Consider the following 21,621-nt stretch of genomic DNA (forward strand, 5'->3'; position numbering starts at 1 on the left):
GTTCGCCGCACCCGGTCCGTTGAGCAGCCTGTACCAGTATCAACAGGAGCCTCATCATGAACCTCATCATCCTTCTCGTCGTCGGCGGACTCATCGGCTGGGTCGCCAGCATGATCATGCGGACCGACGCACAGCAGGGCGTTTTCCTCAACATCGTCGTCGGCATCGTCGGCGCGTTGCTCGCAGGCTTCCTGATCACGCCGCTCATCGGTGGCGCGTCGATCATGGACGGCGCGCTCAACATCCAGTCGATCCTGATCTCGCTGGTCGGCGCGGTGATCCTGCTCGCGATCGTCAACATGGTGCGCCGCGGTTCGGTGCGCTGATGAGGGGAGGGGCGGCCGCACCACGCGGCCGCCCTTCGTCGCATATTGATCTCGATTATTCGTCACGCCAGCCCAACATTGCGGTGTCTTTGCGCGTAGCCTAGATATCAGCGACTTAGTGTAAAGGGCGAGTAGACGGTCTTGAGCGATACACCCGACCGCGCCGACCCCGGCGCTCGTCCGTTGACGGCCGACGCCGAGCGGATCGCCGCCGAGCTGATCGGGCAGGACCTCGGCACCGACCCGTTCGTCGCGGCGGTGCGGGCGACGCGGATGCCGATGATCATCACCGATCCGCGCCTGCCCGACAATCCGATCGTATTTACCAACGACGCGTTCTGCCGGCTCACCGGCTATCCGCGCGAGGACATACTCGGGCGCAACTGCCGGTTCCTCCAGGGGCCGGAAACCGATCCCGCGACGATCGACCGGATCCGCGACGCGGTCCGCCGGGTCGAATCGATCGAGATCGAGATCCAGAACCACCGCAGGGACGGTGAGACGTTCTGGAACCGGCTGCTGATGGCGCCGGTCTTCGACACGCACGGCGTGCTCGCCTATTTCTTCGCCAGCCAGGTCGACGTGACGCTCGAGCGTGAGCGGCTGAAGGGGCTCGAGAGCAGCAACGCCTCGTTGATGGCGGAACTGACCGACCGGTTGCGGCAGCAGCAGGAGCATGAGCGCGAGCTCGCCTTCACGCTCAAGGCGGCGCGGTTCGGGACCTGGAGCCTGGAGATCGCAACGAAGCGGCTGACCGCATCGGATACCTGCAAGGAGATCTTCGGCCGGCCTACGGACGCGCCGTTTTCCTATGACGACCGGCTGGCCGCGATCCATCCCGACGATCGCGCGCTGAGCGTCGCCGAGGTCCGGCGCTGCGTCGAGGAGGGGACCGATTACGAGGTCGTCTACCGCATCTACCGCCAGGACGGCGAACTGCGGTGGATCGGATCGCGCGGACAGCCCTTTTATTCCGCCACCGGCGAGGCGCTGCGGATCGCGGGCGTGTCGACCGACATCACCGACCAGCGCCGCGGCGAGATGATGCGCGCGGCGCTGGTCGAGCTTGGCGACATGTTCCGCGACACCGACTGCCCCGACGACATCTCCTACCAGGCCGTCCAGATCATCGGCCGGACGATCGACCTCAGCCGCACCGGCTATGGCGAGATCGATCCGGACGCCGAAACCGTGACGGTGCACAGCGACTGGACCGCGCCGGGGGTCGACCAGCTTTCGGGCACGTTCAGGCTGCGCGACTTCGGCACCTATATCGACGACCTCAAGCGCGGCGAGGAGGTCTGTGTGACCGATGCGCGCGCCGACCCGCGGACCTACGCGACCAGCGCCGCGCTCGAGGCGGTGCAGGCCCGCGCGATCATCAACATGCCGATCACCGAAAACGGCCGGATCGTGGCGATGCTGTATCTCGCCAGCGGCTGGGCGCGGCATTGGCGCGCGGACGAGGTCGCGTTCGCGCGCGAGGTCGCGGATCGGACCCGCATCGCTACCGAGCGCCGTCGCACCGAACAGGCGCTCGCCGCCCTTGCTGCCTCGCTCGAGCAGCAGGTCATCGCGCGGACGAGCGAGCTGCAGACCGCCGAGGATGCGCTGCGCCAGTCGCAGAAGATGGAGGCGGTGGGCCAGCTGACCGGTGGTGTCGCGCACGACTTCAACAACCTGCTCACCGTGATCCGGTCGGCGACCGACCTGCTCAAGCGCCCCGACCTCCCGCCCGAACGTCGCGAGCGTTATATCGACGCGATCTCGGACACCGCCGATCGCGCCGCCAAGCTAACCGGGCAGTTGCTCGCTTTCGCACGACGGCAGGCGCTCCAGCCCGAGGTCATCGATGTCGGCCAGAGTCTGGGCAGCATCGCCGACATGCTCGGCACGCTGACCGGATCGCGGATCACGATCGCGATCGACGTGCCCGACACGCCCTGCTTCACCAATGTCGACCCGAGCCAGCTCGACACCGCTTTGGTCAACATGGCGGTCAACGCACGCGATGCGATGGACGGCGCCGGGCGGATCGACATCGCGCTGCGGACCGCCACGATGATCCCCGCGGTGCGCTCGCATCCGGCGGTCGAGGGGCAGTTCGTCGCGATCTCGATGCGCGACACCGGGTCGGGCATCCCGCCCGAAAAGCTCGAGCGGATCTTCGAGCCGTTCTTCACGACCAAGGGGGTCGGGCAGGGCACCGGCCTTGGGCTCAGCCAGGTGTTCGGCTTTGCCAAACAGTCCGATGGCGACATCATCGTCGAGAGCGAAGTCGGCTGCGGCACGGTCTTCACGCTCTATCTGCCGCGCGCGGAGGAGCGCACCGCGAATTTGCCGGGGGCGGTCCCGGAGGGGCTGGCGGACGGCCATGGCACCTGCGTGCTGGTGGTCGAGGACAATAAGGATGTCGGCACGTTCACGACCCAGTCGCTTGCCGAGCTCGGTTATGTGACGGTCTGGGCGGCGGATGCGCAGGAGGCGCTGGCGGTGCTGGGCGAGGACGCGGCGCGCTTCGACATCGTGTTTTCGGATGTCGTGATGCCGGGCATGAACGGCATCGATCTGGCCAAGGCGGTCCGTGCATCGCATCCCGGGCTGCCGGTGGTGCTGACGTCGGGTTACAGCAACGTGCTGGCGCAGGACGGTACCGACGGGTTCGAGCTGCTGCACAAACCCTATTCGGTCGAGGACCTGTCGCGCATCCTGCGCAAGGCGGCAGGATAGCGCGCAGGCAAAAGGCCGACCGGTCGAAACCGGTCGCCCCTTCGGATCAGGTGAGGCTGTGCTTGAGCGCGCTCATCTTGTCATGGCCTTCGCGGACCGAGGCATAGCCCTTGGTGACCGCGTCGAGCGATGCGGGCGACAGCTGGCCGTCCTTCATCGCGTCCTCATACTTGGCCTTGATGTGGTCCTCGCCGCGCTCGACCTCGAGGATGATCGCCTTGTCGTCCTTGCCGGTCAGCGCCTGCTTCAGGTCCATGAAGGTGCGATGCGCTGCGGCGAGCATGCTCGAATCCATCTCGGGCTCGCTGCCGAGTGCGCGGACCTGCGCCTGCAGGTTCGTCGCGACCTGGGCGCGATCGCGTGCGAAGTCGGCGAACATCGTCGCATACTGCGTGCTCTCGGCGTCCTTGGCCGCGTCCTCATAGCCCTTCATGCTGTCGAGGGTCGTCTTGATCAGGCCGTTCAGGACGGACACGTCGGTGTCGTTGCTCATCATTCGTCTCCTTTGGGAATGGCGGCTCAACGATCGTCACGCGATTAAGTCGCACCCGGATTTTGCCGTCTGCGCGGACAAGTATCGAGCATTGCGGCCGAATTCGGCGGTGAAACGGCTTTTGCGCCTGTACGGCTTGATCTATGTGATGGTCTGGCCACGGGGCCGGACCGCCGGTCCGCCACCGACGCGCCCGACAGTCTGGAGTGCCCATGGTCGCCGTTCCGTCCGCCGCATCGCCGCTTTCCGCCACCGACCGACGCGACGGCCCGGTCGAAGCGCTCGCGCGCGCGGAGTCCGCGGCGCAGGTCCGTGAGCAGATCCTGTGCTATCCCGGCGCCGTTCGCATTCCGGCACCCGGGATCGAGCTGTACGTCGTCCGCGATTTCCTGCCACTCGACGTGTGCGCGGCGCTGATCGCACTGATCGATGCGGATCGCGTGCCGTCGCCGGTCGTCGCCGACGATCCGCGTCCCGCCTACCGGACCAGCGAGACCTGTTACCTCTATGCGGGCCCCGACGCGGTGACGGCGGTCGAGACCCGGCTGGACGCGCTGACCGGGCTGGAACCGCGCTTCGGCGAAGCGCTGCAGGGCCAGCGTTATGCGGTCGGGCAGGAGTTCAAGCCGCACCACGACTTCTTCGATACCGGCCAGCTTTACTGGCAGGATCAGGTCGCGGTCGGCGGCCAGCGGACCTGGTCGGCGATGACCTTCCTCAACGAGCCCGTGGCGGGAGGCCGGACCAATTTCCCGACAGCGGACGTGATCATCGCGCCCAAGGCGGGCAATCTGGTGATCTGGAACAACATGGACGACTATGGCGCGCCGAACCCGGGGTCGGTGCATCAGGGCATGCCGGTCGAGCAGGGGGTCAAGTACGTGCTGACCAAATGGTATCGCGAGCGCCCCTGGGGTCAGTGAGGCACGGCGTCCGGCGCTGAGGCGGTCACCGCAAAGACGCTGCGCAGCGGCCGGGTCTCGGGCAGGATATAGACGATCCCGACCGTGCCCGTGAACAACGGCTTGATCACCCCGTCGTAGAATCTCGCGGGGACGTTGACGCAGCCATAGGAGATCCGGTTGTCGTCCGGCGTCGCCGAGGCCAGCCGTCCGGCGCGGTCGTCGATCCGGCGGCCGGCGATGACGCGGTGCAGCGACAGCGCGGCGGCATAGTCGATCCACAGGATGTCCTGCTCGAAATCGGCGCCGATCGACGCCTGGAACCGTCCGGCGGGCGTGGTCCGCTCGGCCGGCGTGATCGTCGCGAGCTTGCGCTGGCCTATCCCCGGCACGCTGTCGTCACCGCGGGCGAGCCCGAGCAGCGCGGGCGCCGTGCCGCGCAGCACACCCGTACCATCGAACGCGAAGACTACCGCGTTCACCTTGTCGATCACGACGAACGGCAACGTCTGGTTGTCGCGCGACTGCATCACCCAGTCGACCGTGTCGCGGGCATCGCTGGAGACCGCGGCAGTTCCGAAGCGCGCCGTCGCAGCTGTGCTGGCCGCGACCGGCCGCGCGCCGGCGGCGGACGCGACCCCGGCCGCCAGGGCGACCGCGACCAGCACGCCGCGCCGCGCTGCTCGCGACCCGAAGCCTGCCATATCAGTGGCGCGCCTGCTTGCGCGGATAGACCGGGACGACGGGCGTCCGCGGCACGGGTTGCGTCAGCTCCCCCAGCGACGATTGCGTCGGCGGCGTCACGGGGACCGGCGTCACGGGAGCCGGGGGGATCGGGAACGGTCCCGGACCCTCCGGCGGCACGCTCACGCCGCCATCGACCACCGTCCCGACCGGCACGTTCGGCCGTCGGACCTGGACCGGTGGCACCTCGAGGAACGGCCGCGTCGCGGTCGGCAGGACGGTGACGATCACCGGCGTCGGTGTCGGTGTCGGCGTCAATATCGGCGTTGGCGATGGCGAGGGTGCTGGCGACGGCGCGGGTGCGGGTGCTGGCGACGGGGCTGGCGCTGGAGCCGGTGCTGGAGCCGGTGCTGGTGCTGGTGCTGGTGCTGGTGCTGGTGCTGGTGCGGGAGCCGGAGCAGGGGCCGGTGCAGGAGCCGGCGCTGGGGATGGAGCTGGAGCTGGAGCTGGAGCTGGAGCCGGAGATGGAGCTGGAGCTGGAGCTGGAGCTGGAGCTGGAGCTGGGGAAGGAGAAGGTGCGGGTGCGGGTGCCGGTGCGGGTGCCGGTGCCGGTGCCGGTGCGGGTGCTGGCGAAGGTGCGGGAGCGGGTGCAGGAGCAGGTGCTGGCGAAGGAGCAGGCGCTGGGGCCGGTGCAGGCGCCGGCGCCGGCGCCGGAGCAGCCGTGATCGTCCCGGTGGTCCGGAAGCCCGCCGTGCAGCACGATCCCGCCAGCGCATATTGGTCCGCATTCGCGCCGGTCAGCGTATAGCCGCTATAGCTGACGCCGATCCCCGCCCCGGCGTCCGCGCTGTCGAACGTCGCGGTTGCGTCCGTCCCCGCGACCAGGGCGACGCCGCTCGGCAGACCTGACGTGTCCGACGCGTTGAACCCGCTCAGCACCGCTGCATTGGTGCCGTCCGCGACCTTCTGCGCGGACGGGAAGACCAGCATCCGCTGCGCGATCGCCGCACCCTCGGTCAGCACGAACTCGCTCGAGAAGTCGGTCGGTGTCGTATAGGAAACCGGGTTGTAGGTGATCGACACCGGCGCTGCGGTCACCGTCGTCGGCGGCGACAGCGCGGAGAACACGATCGTGCCGCCGTTGACGCCCGGCCCGGTGCCGTCCGCGCCTGCGATCAGCGTCAGCCCGACCGGCAGGCCCAGGCTCTGCGCCGGGATCGTCGTGCCGCGCGTCAGCGTGACCGCGGCGTCGATCATCACGTCATGCCCCGCGCACAGCGCGATGTTGCCGTCGGTCGTCGTGATCGCATGATAGACGTTCACGTTGCGCCCGGCGTTGAGCAGGATGCTGCCATTGACCGTCGTCAGGTCGGCGTTGACGTTCACGTCGCGGCCGCAGCAGGCGACGATATTGCCGTTGGTCGCGCTGATCGGCGCGTTGATGACGACGTCGCGAAACGCGTTCAACCTCAGCGTCGTCGGCACGCCCGACGCGGTCCACGCGACCGCGTCGTTGACGAAGATGTCGCCATTGCCCGTCGTCGTGTCGCCCGCCGCGGGCAGCGTGCTGATCGTGATGCTGGTCGTCACGAGCTGCGCCGACAGCGTCGAGCCCGAAATATTGCCGCCCGCGCCGATCACATAATCCTGCGGATCGATCAGCCAGGTGCCGGTCGTGCCGGTCCGCGCCAGCGTCGAGACCTTGGCCCCATCGGCGATGTTGACGGTCGCCGCCGACGTCTCGATGAAGCCGCCATTGCCGCCGACCGGCGCGCTCGCGTCGAGCTTGCCGCTGAGATTGGTGGTGCCGGTCTGCATGTCGCCGAGCAGCAGGATGGTGCCGCTGCGGTTCTGCAGCGTCCGCGCCTCGATGATGCCGGTGTTGTTGACCGCGGTGTGGAGCAGGTCGCCTGCGCCCTGCGCGGTCATCACGACCTTGCCGCCATCCGCGCGGATCAGCCCGCCATTACGGACCAGCGCGCCCACCGCGCCCTTGTCGACCGCGACGTTGAGCAGCCCGTCGCCCGCGACGTCGAGCGTGATCGCCTCGCCCGCCGCCAGCACGACCGTGCCGAAATTGGCCCGAATTACACCGCTGTTGCCGACCTGCGCGCCGAGCAGCGCGACATAGCCGCCCTTGGCGATGATCGTGCCGTCATTCTGGACGCCCGCGGTGCTGGTCCCGGCAAAGCGCGACTGGCCGGCCATGAAATCCGCATCGCTGATGTTCAGTGTCGATGCGACCAACCCGCCGACGTTCACGCTCGCGGTCTTGCCGAACACGATGCCGTTGCCGTTGACCAGGAAGACTTTGCCGTTGGACGACAGGTTGCCGAGGATCGACGACGGATCCGACCCGACGACGCGGTTGAGCGCGACCGAGCTCGTGCCCGGCTGGTCGAAGGTCACGCTGGCGCCTTTGCCGATCGAGAAGGACTGCCAGTTCAGCACCGCGCGATCGCTGGTCTGGGTGACCGTCATCGCCGGCCCGCGCGTCGCGATGCTCGCCTGGCCCGCGGCCACCTCGCCCCCGGTCGGCAGCGTCTGCGCCGTGGCGGGGCGCGCGGCGACCGTGCCGGCAAGGCTGATGCCGATCAGCCACGCGAACCGCGCGAGCCCGGTCGTGCCGAACAGCCCGCCGCGGCGCTGACGCGTCGGTGCGGTGGAGGGAGCGGCGGCGGCGGGGCGATGGCGGATCGATGCGGGGATCGGGGTCATGGGCGGTATCCTCGGGTGGCGGCGGATGGCCGCGAAATGTCGGTGCTGGTCGCGGTCGTGCGCGCGGGCGTCAGAAGCTCTTGGCGATCTGGAACCAGGCGCGGCCGGACCGGTCGGGGGCGGCGGTCGCGTCGGCGCTGCCCAGCTTGCGCGCATAGGTCGCGCGCAGCACGATGTCGTACGGTGCAGTCCAGGTCGCGCCCGCGCCATAGGCGCTGCGGACAGCATGGTTCGATCCGTCGAAATAGCGCCGCTTCACATAATCGACCTCGCCGACATCGACGAACGCGAACAGCTGCAGCGCGCCCGGGATGACCCGCGGCAGCGCGAGCCGCGCCTCGGCGGTCGCGACATAGCCCTGGTCGCCATAGGCCTCGCCCTCGGGATAGGCGCGCACCGCATAGGCGCCGCCCAGCTCCATCTTCTCGGAGATGTCGAGATTGTTGAACGCGACCTGCCCGCGGACCGAGCCGAACACCGAGACCGGCCCGCTGATCGTCTGCAGCCGCGCCAGGCTCAACTGCATCTTGCCATAGCGCCCATCGGTGCGCGCGGTCAGTGCGTCGACCGACCGCTCATAGGCGCCGCGAATATCGAGCGTGCCGACCGAGACGCTCAGCGAATAGGCGTTCCAGCCGCCGCCGAGCAGCGTGTCGTGCGAGTCGCCGCTCAGCCCGCCCGTGACGACCTGCGCACGGCGATAGGTGACCGTGTCGACGATCCCGAACCGGTCGTCGAACCATTTCGCATCGCCCGCCACCGTCACGTACAGGTTGCTGTCGCGCGACCGGATCAGCGGGTAGCTGGCATAGACGCTGGCGATCTCGGCATTGCCGCTGCCGTCGAGGCTGTCGAATTCCTTGCCGAGTTCATAGTCGAGATGCGCATAGGCGACGCCGAGCGTGACCTTGCCGATCGGTGCCTGATAGGAGGCGCGGCCGTAAGCGAGCCCCGAGAAGGACGTCAGTGCGCGCAAGCCGAGCACGTCGCCCGAGCCGGTCGGGTTGTTCCAGTTGACCGACCCGCCGACGCGGTAGGCGCCGGTATAGCGGTTGCCCGCATTGTCGGCCCCGACACTGCCCGTGATGCTGCGGCCCGGGGTGATGTCGACCAGCAGGTCCGACGTGCCGACTGCGGCGCCGGGGCTCAGCGTCGAGCGGACGCGCACGCCGGGCAGGTCGGACAGCATCAGCAGCCGGCGTTCGATCGGCGCGACCGCGACCGGGTCACCGACCTCGAGCCCGTCGAGCATGCCGTTCGCGACGCTGTCGGCGAGGCGGGATTCGTTGCGCAGCCCGACCGCGCCGAGGCGACCCTCGACGACCGCGATCGTCACCGTCCCGCTCTGCACGTCCTGCGCGGGCAGATAGGCCTGCGCGACGAAATAGCCGCGGCTGGTATAATAGTCGGTGATCCGCGCCGCGAGCGTCTTCAGGCCCGCGAGATCGAGGTTCGCACCGGGCGCGAACCCCGTTGCGGCGACCAGCGTCGCTTCGGGGAACAACGTCGCGCCGGTGACGCGGATCGCATCCACGCGCGCCGAGGGTCCGCCCGCGGCCGGGATCGCGACCGGCGTCTTGCGCGTCAGGCCGAGCTCGGGATCGGGCGTATCGGTCAGCGGCAGGGGCGGGATCTGCTGCAGCTGGCCACCGGCGCCGACCGGCACCTGTGCCTGCGCGGCCCCGCCGCCTGCCACGAGCGCAGCCATACTCACCGCCGCACACGCGGCTGCCCGAAGGATCGACGTCATTGGATATACCTCGAAAGTCACCGCGGATGGACGCTACGAACCTCCCATCCGCAGCAGCGGGAGTCGTAGTAGCAAGGCGTCGGAAGGGCCGCTGATGCGGCAATGTCGGTGGCGAAGGTCTTGATGAGAGGAAGGTCGGTCGTTGTATAAAACGAACGGCCGCGGTGGCTTAGTCCTTCGAATACAACTAAAATATACCCCGATTCCGTTACCGTTCTCTTAACGTTGATCTCTGTTCTTGATTTGAATCAAAAAAGAGGCCCGCGCGCAGGCTGATGCTGGGCGCGCGACCTGCCTTACCGGACGGCCGCAAACCCGATCACATGCCAAGCCGCGACAGCCTTATTGTCCTGACACGCAGAGGGCCGGGCGCGTTGGAGAGGTGGCACCGTGCAACCCGACCTTCCAAAAACCGTCCAAAACCCAAGCCGAACTCAAAAATTAACTGGTCAGGCCAATTGTCAGGAATTAAGCTGCCAAAAAAAGATCAGGGAGAGGGTTATGCAGACCAGATATGTCGCGGCGGCCGTCATCGCCGTCATGGCCGCGCCCGCTGCCGCACAGAGCGAGCGATCGGTCGTCCCCCTGGCGCAGGGCTGGGAGTTCCAGCGCGGCGGCGACGTCGATCCGGCGCAGGAGGCGCAGGCCCCCGGATCCTGGGAGCGGGTCAGCGTACCGCACACCTGGAACCGCGTCGGCTATTACATGCCCGACCCCCAGACCCATCTGAACCGTGCCGAGTCGGTCGACAAATATCAGGGCGTCGGCTGGTACCGCATGACCTTCACCCCGCCCGCGATGGACGCGGGCCAGCGCGCCTGGCTCCAGTTCGACGCGGCGAGCCGCACCGCCGAGGTCTGGCTCAACGGCCAGCGGATCGGCGGGCACAAGGGCGGGTTTTCACGCTTCCGGCTCGATGCCACGCGCGCGCTCCGCGCCGGGCAGGCGAACACGCTGCTGGTCAAGGTCGACAATACGCAACCGGCGCAGGGATCCTCGACCGCCGACATCCTGCCGCTCGCGGGCAATTTCTTCGTGCATGGCGGGCTGTATCGTCCCGTCAGCTTGATCGTCACGAACGCGGTCCATGTCGACATGCTTGATGCCGGCGGCAGCGGGATCTTCGCGACGACGAGGTCGATCGACGCGGCGATGGCGAAGGTCGACGTCCGCGTGCGGATCCGGAACGACGGCACGAAGACCCAGGCGGTCAACGCGGTGGTCAGGCTGATCGACGCGGGCGGCAAGACGGTCGCGACCGGGACCCGCCGCATCTCCCTGAGGGCCGACAGCGCGTCCGAGAGCGTGGAGACGCTGTCGGTCGCGACGCCGCATCTTTGGAACGGGGTCGCCGATCCGTATCTGCACCGTCTGGTGGTCGAGATCGCGACGCCGTCCGGCGCGGTGCTCGACCGGGTCGAGCAGGCGTTCGGCATCCGCGAGATGCGCGCCGACCCGGCCCGCGGCTTCATGCTCAACGGCAAGCCGCTGCGGCTCCACGGCGTCGGCTATCACCAGGATCGCGAGGGCAAGGGCTGGGCGACCGCGCCTGCGGATATCGAGCAGGATTTCGCGATCATGCGCGAAATGGGCGTGAACAGCATCCGGCTGACGCACTATCAGCACGGCCAGGTGATCCACGACCTCGCCGACCGCTACGGCATGGTACTGTGGGACGAGATCCCGCTGGTGTCGCGCTGGACCTGGGGCGACGATGCGGTCGCGACTGCCGGGCTGCGCGACGATGCGCGCCAGCAGCTGCGCGAGCTGATCCGGCAGAACGGCAACCACGCGTCGGTGTTCAACTGGGGCATCGCGAACGAGGTCGATTTCGGCAAGTCGCTGCCGGCGTTCATCACCACCAGCAAGGATACGCCCGCGCCCGATCCGCTGCCGCTGCTGCGCGAACTGAACGCGCTGGCGAAGAGCGAGGATCCGTCCCGCGCGACCGCGCTGGCGACCTGTTGCGAAGGCCGGCTGCTCGGCTCCGCGGACATTCCGATCACCGCGGTGGCCGCGGATCTCGGCGGGGCCAACCGCTATTTCGGCTGGTATTACGGACAGCCCGGCGATCTCGGCAAGCATCTCGACTCGCTCCGCGCGCTGCGCCCGAACCAGCCCGTGTCGGTGACCGAATATGGCGCGGGCGGCGCGACGACGATCCACACCGACAACCCGCTCGGCGGCAAGGTCGACCAGCGCGGTCGCAACCAGCCCGAGGAATATGAGAGCTACATCCACGAAACCGCCTGGGCGACGCTGTCCGCCAAACCCTATCTCTGGGGGACATGGCTGTGGAATTCGTTCGACTTCGCGACGACCGTCCGGCGCGAGGGCGATGCGATCGACATCAACACCAAGGGGCTGGTCACCTACGACCGGAAGATCCGCAAGGACGCCTATTATTTCTACAAGGCGAACTGGACCGCGACACCGACCGTGCACGTCGCCGGGCGGCGCTATGTCGACCGCGCCTATCCGGTCGCCGACGTCCGGGTGTACAGCAACGCGCCGCGTACCGACCTGCTGGTCAACGACCGCGTCGTCGGCACGCTGAGCGCCTGTCCGCAGATGATCTGCGCCTGGTCGAACGTCGCGCTGGCGGTGGGGGCGAACCGGGTCGTCGCGCGCGGCGTCTTCCCGACCGGCGCGGTCGACGACGCGATCGAATGGCGGGTGGCGGCGGATGCCGCGCGGTCGGTCCGGATCGACAGCGGCGCGTTGGTCGCACCGGAGATCGCGGGCAAGCGTTATGGCTCGGACGCGTTCTTCGACGGTGGCCGTTTCGGCGATATCAACGCCTATTCGGGCTATGGTCCGCGTCCCGAGAAGAAGGTCGTCGCGGGGACGACCGAAGGCGCGGTCGCCGAAACCTACCGCGAAGGCCGGTTCGGCTACCGCGTACCGCTCGCCAACGGGCGCTACACGGTCGAGCTGAGCTTCGTCGAACCCGCGCTCGCGGCGGGCGCACGGCAGTTCGACGTCGTCGCCAACGGCAAGCGCGCGATCGCCGCGCTGGACATCGCCGCGGTCGCGGGCGCGCCGCTCACGCGCGTCACGCGGCGGATCGTCGTGGGCGTCACAGACGGCATGCTCGACCTGAAATTCGTGCCGATCAAGGGCGACGCGATCGTGTCCGGTATCGAGATCACGCGATGAGCGCGCCGGGCAACCCGCGGCGCGGCTGGCGCAGCGTGCCGCTGCGCTGGCGGCTGATCGCGCTGGTGACGCTGGGGACGATCCTCAACTATCTCGCGCGCTCGACTCTGTCGGTCGCCGCACCGCAGCTCAAGACCGAATTCGGCATGTCGACCGAGGATTACAGCTGGGTCGTGCTGGCGTTCCAGGCCAGCTACACGGTGATGCAGACCGTCGCGGGCAGTGTGCTCGACCTGCTCGGCACGCGGCTCGGCTTCTTCCTGTTCGCGGTCGGCTGGGCGCTCGCCAACATGGCGCACGCGCTGGCGACCGGCTGGCCGAGCCTCGCGCTGTTCCGCGCGCTGCTCGGCGCGAGCGAGGCGGCAGCGATCCCCGCGGGCGCCAAGACGGTGTCCGAATGGTTCCCCCCGCGCGAGCGGTCGCTGGCGACCAGCGTGTTCCAGATGGGCACCAGCGTCGGCAACATGATCGCGCCGCCGCTCGTCGCCTTCTGTATCCTCGCCTGGAACTGGCAGGCGGCGTTCATCGTCACCGGCGGGCTCAGCCTCGTCTGGGCGTTCCTGTGGTATTGGGGCTATCGCAGCCCCGCCGACCATCCCGCGCTGAGCGAGGACGAGCGCGCCGCGATCATCGAGACCCGCGGCGAGGACGTCACCGCCAAGCCCGCGACGCGCGGCGACCTGTTGCGCAGCCGCAGCTTCTGGGGGATCGCGGTCCCGAAATTCCTGGCCGAACCGGCGTGGCAGACGTTCAACTTCTTCATCCCGCTCTATCTGGTGTCGGTGTGGAAGCTCGATCTGAAGAGTATCGCCTTATGGGCGTGGATGCCGTTCCTCGCCGCCGATTTCGGCAGCCTGGCCGCGGGCGTGCTGCCGAGCTGGCTGATGAAGCGCGGCGTGCCGCTGGTCGCGTCGCGCAAGATCACGATGACGATCGGCGCGCTGTGCATGATCGGGCCGGCGTGCATCGGTCTTGCGGACTCGCCCGGTGTCGCGATCATCCTGTTCTGCATCGGTGGCTTCGCGCACCAGATGCTGAGCGGCGCGCTGGTGACGCTCTGTTCGGACATGTTCGACAGCCGGACGGTCGGCACCGCGACCGGGATGGCGGGGACGTCGGCCTGGGTCGGCGGGATGCTGTTCACGCTGCTGATCGGGCAGAGCGCGGATGCGTGGGGATATGACCCGCTGTTCGCGGCGTTGGCGGCGCTCGATCTGCTCGCGGCGGTCGTCTTGTGGAGTTTGCTGCGCGCTACGCCGCGCACGGGGTTGAGGGTTTAAGAGGATGACTAGTGTGTTGATGACGCAGACGATGCGCTGGTTCGGGCCGAACGATCCGGTGCGGCTGGACAGCATCCGGCAATCCGGCGCGACCGAGGTGGTGACCGCGCTGCACGAGGTCCCGAACGGCGAGGTCTGGACGCGCGAGGCGATCGCCGCGCGCAAGCAGATGGTGCGCGACGCCGGGCTCGACTGGACGGTGGTCGAGAGCCTGCCGGTCGACGAGGGCATCAAGACCCGCTCGGGCGAATGGGACCGGCTGATCCATGCTTACCGCGAGAGCCTGCGCAATCTCGCGGCATGCGGCATTCGCGTCGTCACCTATAATTTCATGCCGTTGCTCGACTGGACGCGGACCGACCTCGCCTGGGAACTGCCCGACGGATCGCGCGCGCTGCGGTTCGAGGCGATCGTGGTCGCCGCCTATGACCTGTTCATGCTGCAGCGGCCGGGCGCCGAGCAGAGCTATGCGCCAGCGGTCCGCGACGCGGCGGCGGCGCGTTTTGCCGGCATGGACACGGCGGCGCGCGCGGATCTCGAACGGACGATCCTCGCGGGCCTGCCGGGCAGCGAGGAGGGCTTCACCTCGGCCGCGTTCCTTGAGGCGATCGGCCGCTATGACGCGATCGACGCCGCGCGGCTGCGCGACAACCATGTCGCGTTTCTCGAGACGGTGTGCCCGCTGGCGGACGAGCTCGGTATCGCACTGGTCGTCCATCCCGACGATCCGCCGTTTCCGATCTTCGGCCTGCCGCGCGTCGTCAGCACCGAGGCCGACGTGACCGATCTCTTCACGCGCGTGCCCAACGTCTCGAACGGGCTGTGCCTGTGTACCGGGTCGTTCGGCGTGCGCGCCGACAACGACTTGCCCGGCATGGTCGACCGACTCGGCTCGCGGATCGGCTTCCTGCACCTGCGCTCGGTCCAGCGCGAGGCCGATGGCGCGTTCCACGAAGCCGATCATCTGGAGGGCGATGCGGGCATGGCCGCGGTGATGGCGGCGGTCCACCGGCTGTCGGTCCGCGAAGGCCGCAGCATCCCGATGCGCCCCGACCATGGTCATCAGATGCTCGACGACCTGACGCGCACGACCAATCCGGGCTATTCACTGCTCGGCCGGATGCGCGGGCTCGCCGAACTGCGCGGACTTGAACGCGGTATCGCCTTTGCGGCAGGAGCCCTTGCATGACCCGTCCTTTAGAGCTTCACCCCGACCGGCTGTTTCCCGCCGATCCGACCACCCGCGCGATCGCCCGCACGCTCTATGCGGAGATCGCCGACCTGCCGATCGTCAGCCCGCACGGCCATACCGATCCGACCTGGTTCGCCGACAACGCCAACTGGACCGACGCGACGTCGCTGCTGCTCGCGCCCGACCATTATCTGTTCCGCATGCTCTACAGCCAGGGCGTCGATCTGGACGCGCTGACGATCCCGCGCCGCGATGGCACGCGGAGCGCCGATCCGCGCGCGGCGTGGCGGCTGCTCGCCGACCATTATGCGCTGTTCCGCGGCACGCCGTCGCGGATGTGGCTCGACCATGTGTTCGCCGAGGTGTTCGGGTTCGACGTCGCGTTCGAGCCGGCGACCGCGGACCTGTATTTCGACACGATCGGCGAAAAGCTCGCGACCGCGGCGTTCCGCCCGCGCGCGCTGTTCGACCGGTTCCGGATCGATTTCCTCGCCACCACCGAAGGCGCGCACGACAGCCTCGACGCGCATCACCGGATCCGCGAGAGCGGCTGGAACGGCCGTGTCGTCACCACCTATCGCCCCGACGGCGTGATCGATGTCGAGCACGAGCAATTCGCCGGCGCGCTGCGCCGCTTCGGCGAACTGACCGGCGAGGACGTTTATGGCTGGCAGGGCTATCTCGCCGCGCACCGCAAGCGCCGCGCCGATTTCCGCGCGGCGGGCGCCACCGCGACCGATCACGGCCACCCGACCGCCGCGACCGCGAACCTGTCGACCGCCGAATGCGAGGCGCTGTTCGCGCGTATCACCGGCGACGACTGGACCGCGGCCGACGCCGAGCTCTTCCGCGCGCAGATGCTGACCGAGATGGCGGCGATGAGCGTCGAGGACGGCATGGTCATGCAGATCCATCCCGGCTCGGTGCGCAACCACAATGCCGGGCTGTTCGCCAGCCATGGCCGCGACAAGGGCGCGGACATTCCCGGACGCACCGACTATGTCCACGCGCTCAAGCCGCTGCTCGACCGGTTCGGGACCTCGACCGCGTTGTCGATCATCCTCTTCACGCTCGACGAGACGGTCTACACGCGCGAGCTGGCACCGCTGGCGGGGCATTATCCGTGCCTGAAGCTCGGCCCCGCCTGGTGGTTCCACGACAGTCCGGAGGGGATGTGGCGGTTCCGCGAGATGACCACCGAGACCGCGGGCTTCTACAACACCGTCGGCTTCAACGACGATACCCGCGCCTTCCTGTCGATCCCGGCGCGGCACGACGTCGCGCGCCGGATCGACTGCGGCTATCTCGCGCGGCTGGTCGCCGAGCACCGGCTGGAGGATTGGGAGGCAGCTGAGCTCGCGCGCGAACTGACGAGTGATCTGGTCCGCAAGGCATACCGGCTGTGAGGCTGTCCAGGGCAACGCGATCCGCGCTCGCCGCCGACGTGGCGCAGCCGGCATCCTCCACCGCGACCGGCGGGCGGATCGTCCATCTCGGGATCGGAGCGTTCCACCGCGCGCATCAGGCGGTCTATACGCAGGATGCGTCGACGCCGGACGAGGGCTGGCGGATCACCGGCGTGTCGCTGCGCTCGCCGCAGGTGCGCGATACGCTCGCCCCGCAGGACGGCCTCTACACCGTGACCGAACGGTCGAACGGCGCCAGCGCGACCCGGCTGATCGACGTGATCGACACGCTGCTGGTCGCCGCGGAGGATCCCGGCGCGGTGATCGCCGCGCTCGCCGACCCTGAGACTCGGGTCGTGACGCTGACCGTCACCGAAAAGGGCTATTACCGGCATCCGGCGACCGGCGCGCTGCTCGTCGACGATCCGGCGATCGCGCACGATTTGAGCGGCGGCGTGCCGCGGACGATCTTCGGCTTTCTGGCAGCGGCGCTCGATCGGCGGCGCGGCGCGGGGGCAGGGGGACTGACGCTGGTGTCGTGCGACAATCTGTCGGGCAATGGCGCGCTGTTGATGCGTCTGCTGCTCGCGTTCGTCGAGCGTCGCGATGCGGATCTGGCCGGCTGGGTGCGCACGCACGTCACCGCGCCCGACACGATGGTCGACCGGATCGTGCCCGCCTCGACCGAGGCCGACCGTGCGGGCGTCGCGACCGCGATCGGGGTCGACGACGCCGCCGCCCTTGTCACAGAACCGTTCCGGCAATGGGTGATCGAGGACCGCTTCGCCGGCCCGCGCCCGCGCTGGGAGGCGGCGGGGGCGCAGATCGTCGACGACGTCGCGCCGTTCGAACTCGCCAAGCTGCGGCTGTTGAACGCGAGCCATTCGACGCTCGCCTATGTCGGGCTGCAACGGGGCCACGCCTTCGTCCATGAGGCGATCGCCGACCCGGCGCTGCGCGCGTTCGTGATCGCGCAGATGCAGGAGGAGGCGGTGCCGAGCCTGACCGCGGCGGCGGGGCTCGACCCGGCGGCGTATATCGACGCGATCCTCGACCGCTTCGCCAATGCCGATCTGCACCACCGGCTCGATCAGATCGCGATGGACGGATCGCAGAAGCTCCCACAGCGCTGGATCGCGACCGTCGCCGGACGGCAGGCGCAGGGGCTCGACAGCCCGAAGCATCGCCTCAGCCTCGCCGCGTGGATCGCCTATACCGCCGACGCGCCCGCGATCGCCGACGATCCGCTGCGCGATCGCTACGCCGCGATCTGGGCGGACACGGCGGGCGACGCGCGCCGGGTCGTCGCGCGGTTCGTCGGTGAGCTCGGCATATTCCCCGCCGATTTCGACCACGCGGCGCTGGGCGATGCGGTGGTAACGTGGCAGGCGCAGGGGCCAGAGGCCGCGCTGCGCGGCGCCATCGGAGAGCCCGTCGCATGACCGGTACGATAGTGTGTTTCGGCGAAATGCTGTTGCGGCTCGCCGCGCCCGATCGCGGGCATCTGTTCCAGGACGCCCGGCTCGACGCGCATTTCGGCGGCGCGGAGGCGAACGTCGCGGTCGCGCTCGCGCGGATCGACGTGCCCGCCGCGGTCGTTACGACGCTGCCGCATGGCCTGATCGGCAATGCGGCGCTCGACTCGGTCCGCGCCGCCGGCGTCGACGTCTCGCGGGTGATGCGCGCGGACGGTCGGCTCGGCCTGTATTTCCTGTCGCCGCCGAGCGGGGCGCGCGGCGCGCAGATCGTCTACGACCGCCTCGACAGCAGCTTCGCCGCCACCCCGTCGAGCGCCTATGACTGGCCCGCGATGCTGGACGGCATCGACTGGCTGCATCTGTCGGGGATCATTCCCGCAATCGGTCCGGGTGCCGCGCAACTGTCGCTCGATGCGATCGCGGCGGCGCGGGCGGCGGGGGTCAGGGTCTCGTTCGACGGCAATTTCCGCGCGAGCATGTGGGCGCGCTGGTGCGCCGATCCGCAAGCCGTGCTGGTCGATCACGTCGACGGTGCGGACCTGCTGTTCGGCAGTCACCGCGACATCTCGCTGCTGCTCGGCGAGGACCATGCCGGTGACACGCCGGACGCGCGGCGTCGCGCGTGCGAGGCCGCTTTCGCACGGTTTCCGACGCTTACCTGCATCGCCTCGACCGCGCGTCGCGTGATCGATGCCGATACGCACGCCCTGTCCGCGCGCGTCGATCGCCGCGACGACTCGTTCGAGACCGAGACGATCCTCGTCACGCAGATCGTCGACCGGATCGGCACCGGTGACGCGTTCGCCGCGGGCGTGCTCTCCTGCCTCGACGACGGGTGCGAGGCGGCCGCGCGCCGCGGGCTCGCGCTCGCCGCGCTCAAGCACGGCACCGCGGGCGATCACAGCCGGACGACGCTGACCGATCTGGCCGACTTCACCGGGGCACCCGCCGACGTGCGGCGGTGACAGGGCTCAGCCGGGGTTGGGCGTTTCCGCGACGGGGGTGAGCGCGCGGCCGGTCTCGAACCACGCGCGCAGATTGTCGACGACCAGCCCGCCCATCGCCGCGCGCGTCCGCTTCGACGCCGAACCGATATGCGGCAGCAGCACCGTGTTCGGCAGCGCGCGCAGGCTGGCGGGGACATTGGGCTCGTCGTCATAGACGTCGAGCCCGGCGGCGAGGATCGTGCCCTGCTGCAACGCCGCGATCAGCGCGTCCTGATCGACGACGCTGCCGCGCGCGACGTTGATGAACACGCCCTGCGCGCCCAGCGCCCCGAGGACCGCGGTGTCGACCAGATGCTGCGTCCCCTGACCGCCGGGCACGATCGCGATCAGCACGTCGCACGCCGCCGCCAGCGCAACCGGCGTGTCGTGATAGTCATAGCCGACATCGGCCTGCCGCGACCGGCCGTGATAGGCGATCGGCACGTCGAACGCCTCGAGCCGCCGCGCCACCGCCTTGCCGATCGCGCCAAGCCCCAGGATCCCGATCCGCCGTCCGCGCAGGCTCGGCGACAGCGGAAACGACTTTTCCGCCCAGGCGCCGTCGCGGACATGGCGATCGGCCTGCGGGATTCCGCGCAGCGTCGCCAGCAGCAGCCCGATGGTCAGATCGGCGACCTCCTCGTCGAGCACGCCGGGGGTATTGGTCACGACGATCCCGCGCGCCGCGGCGGCGTCCGCGTCGATCCCGTCATAGCCCACGCCGAAATTGGCGACGATTTCGAGCGCGGGCAGCCGGTCATACCAGGACGCGTCGATCCGCCCCGCGAGCGAACTCGCCGCAAGCCCGCGGATGCGCGGCGCCACCGTCGCAAGGAACGCGTCGGGGTCTTCCTGCTCCCATAGCTGGTGCACGACGAACCGCTCGCCCAGCGCGTCGACGACGCTCGGCAGCATGGGGGCGGGGATCAGGATTTCGGGTCGGTTCATGCCGGGGGTGTACGCACAAACGCCGCGGGCAGACACCCCTTTCCGGGGCCCCCGCGGCGGCCGCCGCATGTGAGAAAACTGCCCAACCCTATGTCGCCGCTACGCAAAAGGCCGGGATCGCTCTCGAATTGCTATGCGGCGGCCGATAGCTGGAGGGCCACGACAAGGAGTGTGGCATGGCAGCGTGGCATCGTTCGCGGCGCGCGGATCTTGGTCTGCGCGCGGTGGGACTTCTCCTCTGCGCAATGGCGTACATCGCCGTGTGGTGGCTGTCCGCCCTCGCGCTTTCCCCTCACGGCTCGGGTGCGTTGGCCTTCGCGCTCGCCGCGATCGGCTTTCTGGGGGCGAGCGCGGGCAGTGTCATGGTGCTACTCGGGCATCACCTCTTCGACGGTATCGCGGTCAGCGAGCGCTGGCGGCCCCGCGTCCGCGCCACGCCAGCGACCACGCGCTGAAATGCGACGAGCCGTTGCGGCCACACTGGCGCCACTATGGGGTTTCGGGAAATCGCTCTCGAATCCCTATGCCGCGGTTCGTAATTCGGGTTTGCGGGCGCCTGGACGCCCGATCACACAGGCAAAAGCGCGAACATGTCGTCTGAACCCACGCCGGAGCCCCGCGCACGCGGGCGCGTCATTCCTCTCGGCCAGAACAAGGCGGGCCACGGGCGTGTGACCCCGGCACGCGGCGCCACGGTTGAAGCGAAGACGGACATGCCCGCCACCATGACCCGAGCCTGCGCACGCCGCGCGACGCGCGATCCGCGCTGGCCGCATATCGCGGCGGCGCTCGCCGATCTGCGCGAACGGCATCGCCACGCGGTCCGAATCGTCGATGCCGACTGCGCATGCGGGACGCTGCTGATCGAGATCGTGCGTTACGCCCGCGCGCTCGGCTTCACCGCGATCGAGGGGCAGGGCGTCGACGATGCGCCGGCGCTGATCGGCCGCGCCCGCGCCGCTGCAGCGCGGCTGCACGATCCCGCGATCGGGCTCGACTTCGAAGGTGGCGGTCTGGCGCAGGCGCTCGCCCGCGAAGCCGATTTCCCCGCCGACATCGTGCTGTGCCACGACCAGGACGGCGGCATCGCGCGGCTGCTGGCGGCCGCGGGCACCCTCGTGATCGCCGATCCCGTCGCGACGCGCGTGCGGAGTGAGGCGGCATGACGCGGCGCGACCTGCAATGGAAGGCGGGCGGCTTCGCGCTGATGGCCGTCTCCTGTGCGCTGTGCATGGCGGTCGACGGATCGCCGCTGATGCTCCTCTTCTTCCCGCTCGCGCTGCTCGGGTTGCCGCTGATGATCCACGGCAAACGCGTCGGGCAGATGGTCCGGGCGGAACGCCGCGGGCACAGCCACACGGTCGACGCCGTCCATGCCGCGCGCAGACGTCGGCGCGGACAGGGCAGCGATGGCTTCGGCCGCTGACCAGCAGAGGACCTGTTACGGACATCGTCGACGATCGCATGTCACGCTCGTGCAACCTGTCGGCTTTAGCGATCCTGGATGAACACGCCGTCGCCGCTGTCGCTCGACGTCTGATCTGAACCGGGCATGGTCCGCGGGCGTTT

17 protein-coding genes are annotated in these 21,621 nt (G+C 69.0%); 12 read left to right on the top strand and 5 right to left on the bottom strand.

Features of this window, described 5'->3' with window-relative positions:
• Nucleotides 1–56: 56 nt before the first annotated feature.
• Complete coding sequence (locus IFS44_RS10195) at nt 57–326, top strand: GlsB/YeaQ/YmgE family stress response membrane protein (RefSeq protein ID WP_031393553.1); 270 nt, start codon at nt 57–59, stop codon at nt 324–326.
• 141 nt (nt 327–467) lie between these two features.
• Nucleotides 468–3,056 (top strand): PAS domain-containing protein, encoded by a 2,589-nt coding sequence (locus tag IFS44_RS10200; RefSeq protein WP_244650138.1) that lies wholly within the window; start codon nt 468–470, stop codon nt 3,054–3,056.
• Between the two features lie 46 nt (nt 3,057–3,102).
• Here IFS44_RS10200 and IFS44_RS10205 read toward each other — a convergent pair whose 3' ends face one another.
• Nucleotides 3,103–3,549 (bottom strand): PA2169 family four-helix-bundle protein, encoded by a 447-nt coding sequence (locus IFS44_RS10205; RefSeq protein ID WP_234387285.1) that lies wholly within the window; start codon nt 3,547–3,549, stop codon nt 3,103–3,105.
• Between the two features lie 212 nt (nt 3,550–3,761).
• On the opposite strand from IFS44_RS10205, the gene IFS44_RS10210 reads away from it, so the two are divergent.
• Complete coding sequence (locus tag IFS44_RS10210; protein ID WP_192098363.1) at nt 3,762–4,472, top strand: prolyl hydroxylase family protein; 711 nt, start codon at nt 3,762–3,764, stop codon at nt 4,470–4,472.
• On the opposite strand, the gene IFS44_RS10215 is transcribed toward IFS44_RS10210, so the two are convergent.
• The 3 genes from IFS44_RS10215 to IFS44_RS10225 form a co-directional block, all read right to left on the bottom strand.
• Nucleotides 4,466–5,155 (bottom strand): L,D-transpeptidase, encoded by a 690-nt coding sequence (locus tag IFS44_RS10215; protein WP_192098364.1) that lies wholly within the window; start codon nt 5,153–5,155, stop codon nt 4,466–4,468. The two genes, IFS44_RS10210 and IFS44_RS10215, sit on opposite strands and share 7 nt — an antisense overlap.
• Before the next feature lies 1 nt (nt 5,156).
• Nucleotides 5,157–7,853, bottom strand: coding sequence for a two-partner secretion domain-containing protein (locus IFS44_RS10220; protein WP_192098365.1), 2,697 nt, complete (start codon nt 7,851–7,853; stop codon nt 5,157–5,159).
• A 70-nt stretch (nt 7,854–7,923) separates the two neighbouring features.
• The gene (locus IFS44_RS10225) at nt 7,924–9,561 is read right to left on the bottom strand and encodes a ShlB/FhaC/HecB family hemolysin secretion/activation protein (RefSeq protein ID WP_244650140.1); all 1,638 of its coding nucleotides are present in this window, start codon (nt 9,559–9,561) and stop codon (nt 7,924–7,926) included.
• Between the two features lie 543 nt (nt 9,562–10,104).
• Here IFS44_RS10225 and IFS44_RS10230 point away from each other — a divergent pair.
• Genes IFS44_RS10230 through IFS44_RS10255 form a run of 6 tightly spaced genes read left to right on the top strand, consistent with a single transcriptional unit; the run spans nt 10,105 to nt 19,083 of the window.
• Nucleotides 10,105–12,762, top strand: coding sequence for a glycoside hydrolase family 2 TIM barrel-domain containing protein (locus IFS44_RS10230; protein ID WP_192098367.1), 2,658 nt, complete (start codon nt 10,105–10,107; stop codon nt 12,760–12,762).
• Nucleotides 12,759–14,042, top strand: a complete 1,284-nt coding sequence (locus tag IFS44_RS10235) for an MFS transporter (protein ID WP_192098368.1) — start codon at nt 12,759–12,761, stop codon at nt 14,040–14,042. Before IFS44_RS10230 ends, IFS44_RS10235 begins: the two co-directional genes overlap by 4 nt.
• 19 nt (nt 14,043–14,061) lie before the next feature.
• Nucleotides 14,062–15,231 carry a mannonate dehydratase gene (uxuA, locus tag IFS44_RS10240; RefSeq protein ID WP_197977839.1) on the top strand — a complete coding sequence of 390 codons (1,170 nt, stop codon included), beginning with the start codon at nt 14,062–14,064 and terminating at the stop codon, nt 15,229–15,231.
• Nucleotides 15,228–16,640, top strand: coding sequence for a glucuronate isomerase (gene uxaC, locus IFS44_RS10245; RefSeq protein WP_192098370.1), 1,413 nt, complete (start codon nt 15,228–15,230; stop codon nt 16,638–16,640). Before uxuA ends, uxaC begins: the two co-directional genes overlap by 4 nt.
• Nucleotides 16,637–18,082, top strand: coding sequence for a mannitol dehydrogenase family protein (locus tag IFS44_RS10250; RefSeq protein ID WP_342366401.1), 1,446 nt, complete (start codon nt 16,637–16,639; stop codon nt 18,080–18,082). The genes uxaC and IFS44_RS10250 overlap by 4 nt, the downstream gene beginning before the upstream one ends.
• The gene (locus IFS44_RS10255; protein WP_192098371.1) at nt 18,079–19,083 is read left to right on the top strand and encodes a sugar kinase; all 1,005 of its coding nucleotides are present in this window, start codon (nt 18,079–18,081) and stop codon (nt 19,081–19,083) included. Before IFS44_RS10250 ends, IFS44_RS10255 begins: the two co-directional genes overlap by 4 nt.
• Nucleotides 19,084–19,089: 6 nt before the next feature.
• Here the strand turns inward: IFS44_RS10255 and IFS44_RS10260 are convergent, their stop codons facing one another.
• On the bottom strand, nt 19,090–20,052 hold the full coding sequence (locus IFS44_RS10260) for a 2-hydroxyacid dehydrogenase (RefSeq protein WP_192098372.1): 963 nt from the start codon (nt 20,050–20,052) through the stop codon (nt 19,090–19,092).
• 176 nt (nt 20,053–20,228) lie between these two features.
• Here IFS44_RS10260 and IFS44_RS10265 point away from each other — a divergent pair, with 176 nt between their 5' ends.
• The 3 genes from IFS44_RS10265 (at nt 20,229) to IFS44_RS10275 (ending at nt 21,478) form a co-directional block, all read left to right on the top strand.
• Nucleotides 20,229–20,507 carry a hypothetical protein gene (locus IFS44_RS10265; RefSeq protein ID WP_192098373.1) on the top strand — a complete coding sequence of 93 codons (279 nt, stop codon included), beginning with the start codon at nt 20,229–20,231 and terminating at the stop codon, nt 20,505–20,507.
• Between the two features lie 135 nt (nt 20,508–20,642).
• Nucleotides 20,643–21,218, top strand: a complete 576-nt coding sequence (locus tag IFS44_RS10270; protein ID WP_244650142.1) for an SAM-dependent methyltransferase — start codon at nt 20,643–20,645, stop codon at nt 21,216–21,218.
• Nucleotides 21,215–21,478: a hypothetical protein gene (locus IFS44_RS10275; RefSeq protein WP_056405598.1), complete on the top strand. Its 264-nt coding sequence runs from the start codon at nt 21,215–21,217 to the stop codon at nt 21,476–21,478. The genes IFS44_RS10270 and IFS44_RS10275 overlap by 4 nt, the downstream gene beginning before the upstream one ends.
• The last annotated feature ends 143 nt before the right edge of the window (nt 21,479–21,621 follow it).

Source organism: Sphingomonas sp. CFBP 13706 (assembly GCF_014842355.1).
Classification (GTDB): Bacteria; Pseudomonadota; Alphaproteobacteria; order Sphingomonadales; family Sphingomonadaceae; genus Sphingomonas; species Sphingomonas aerolata.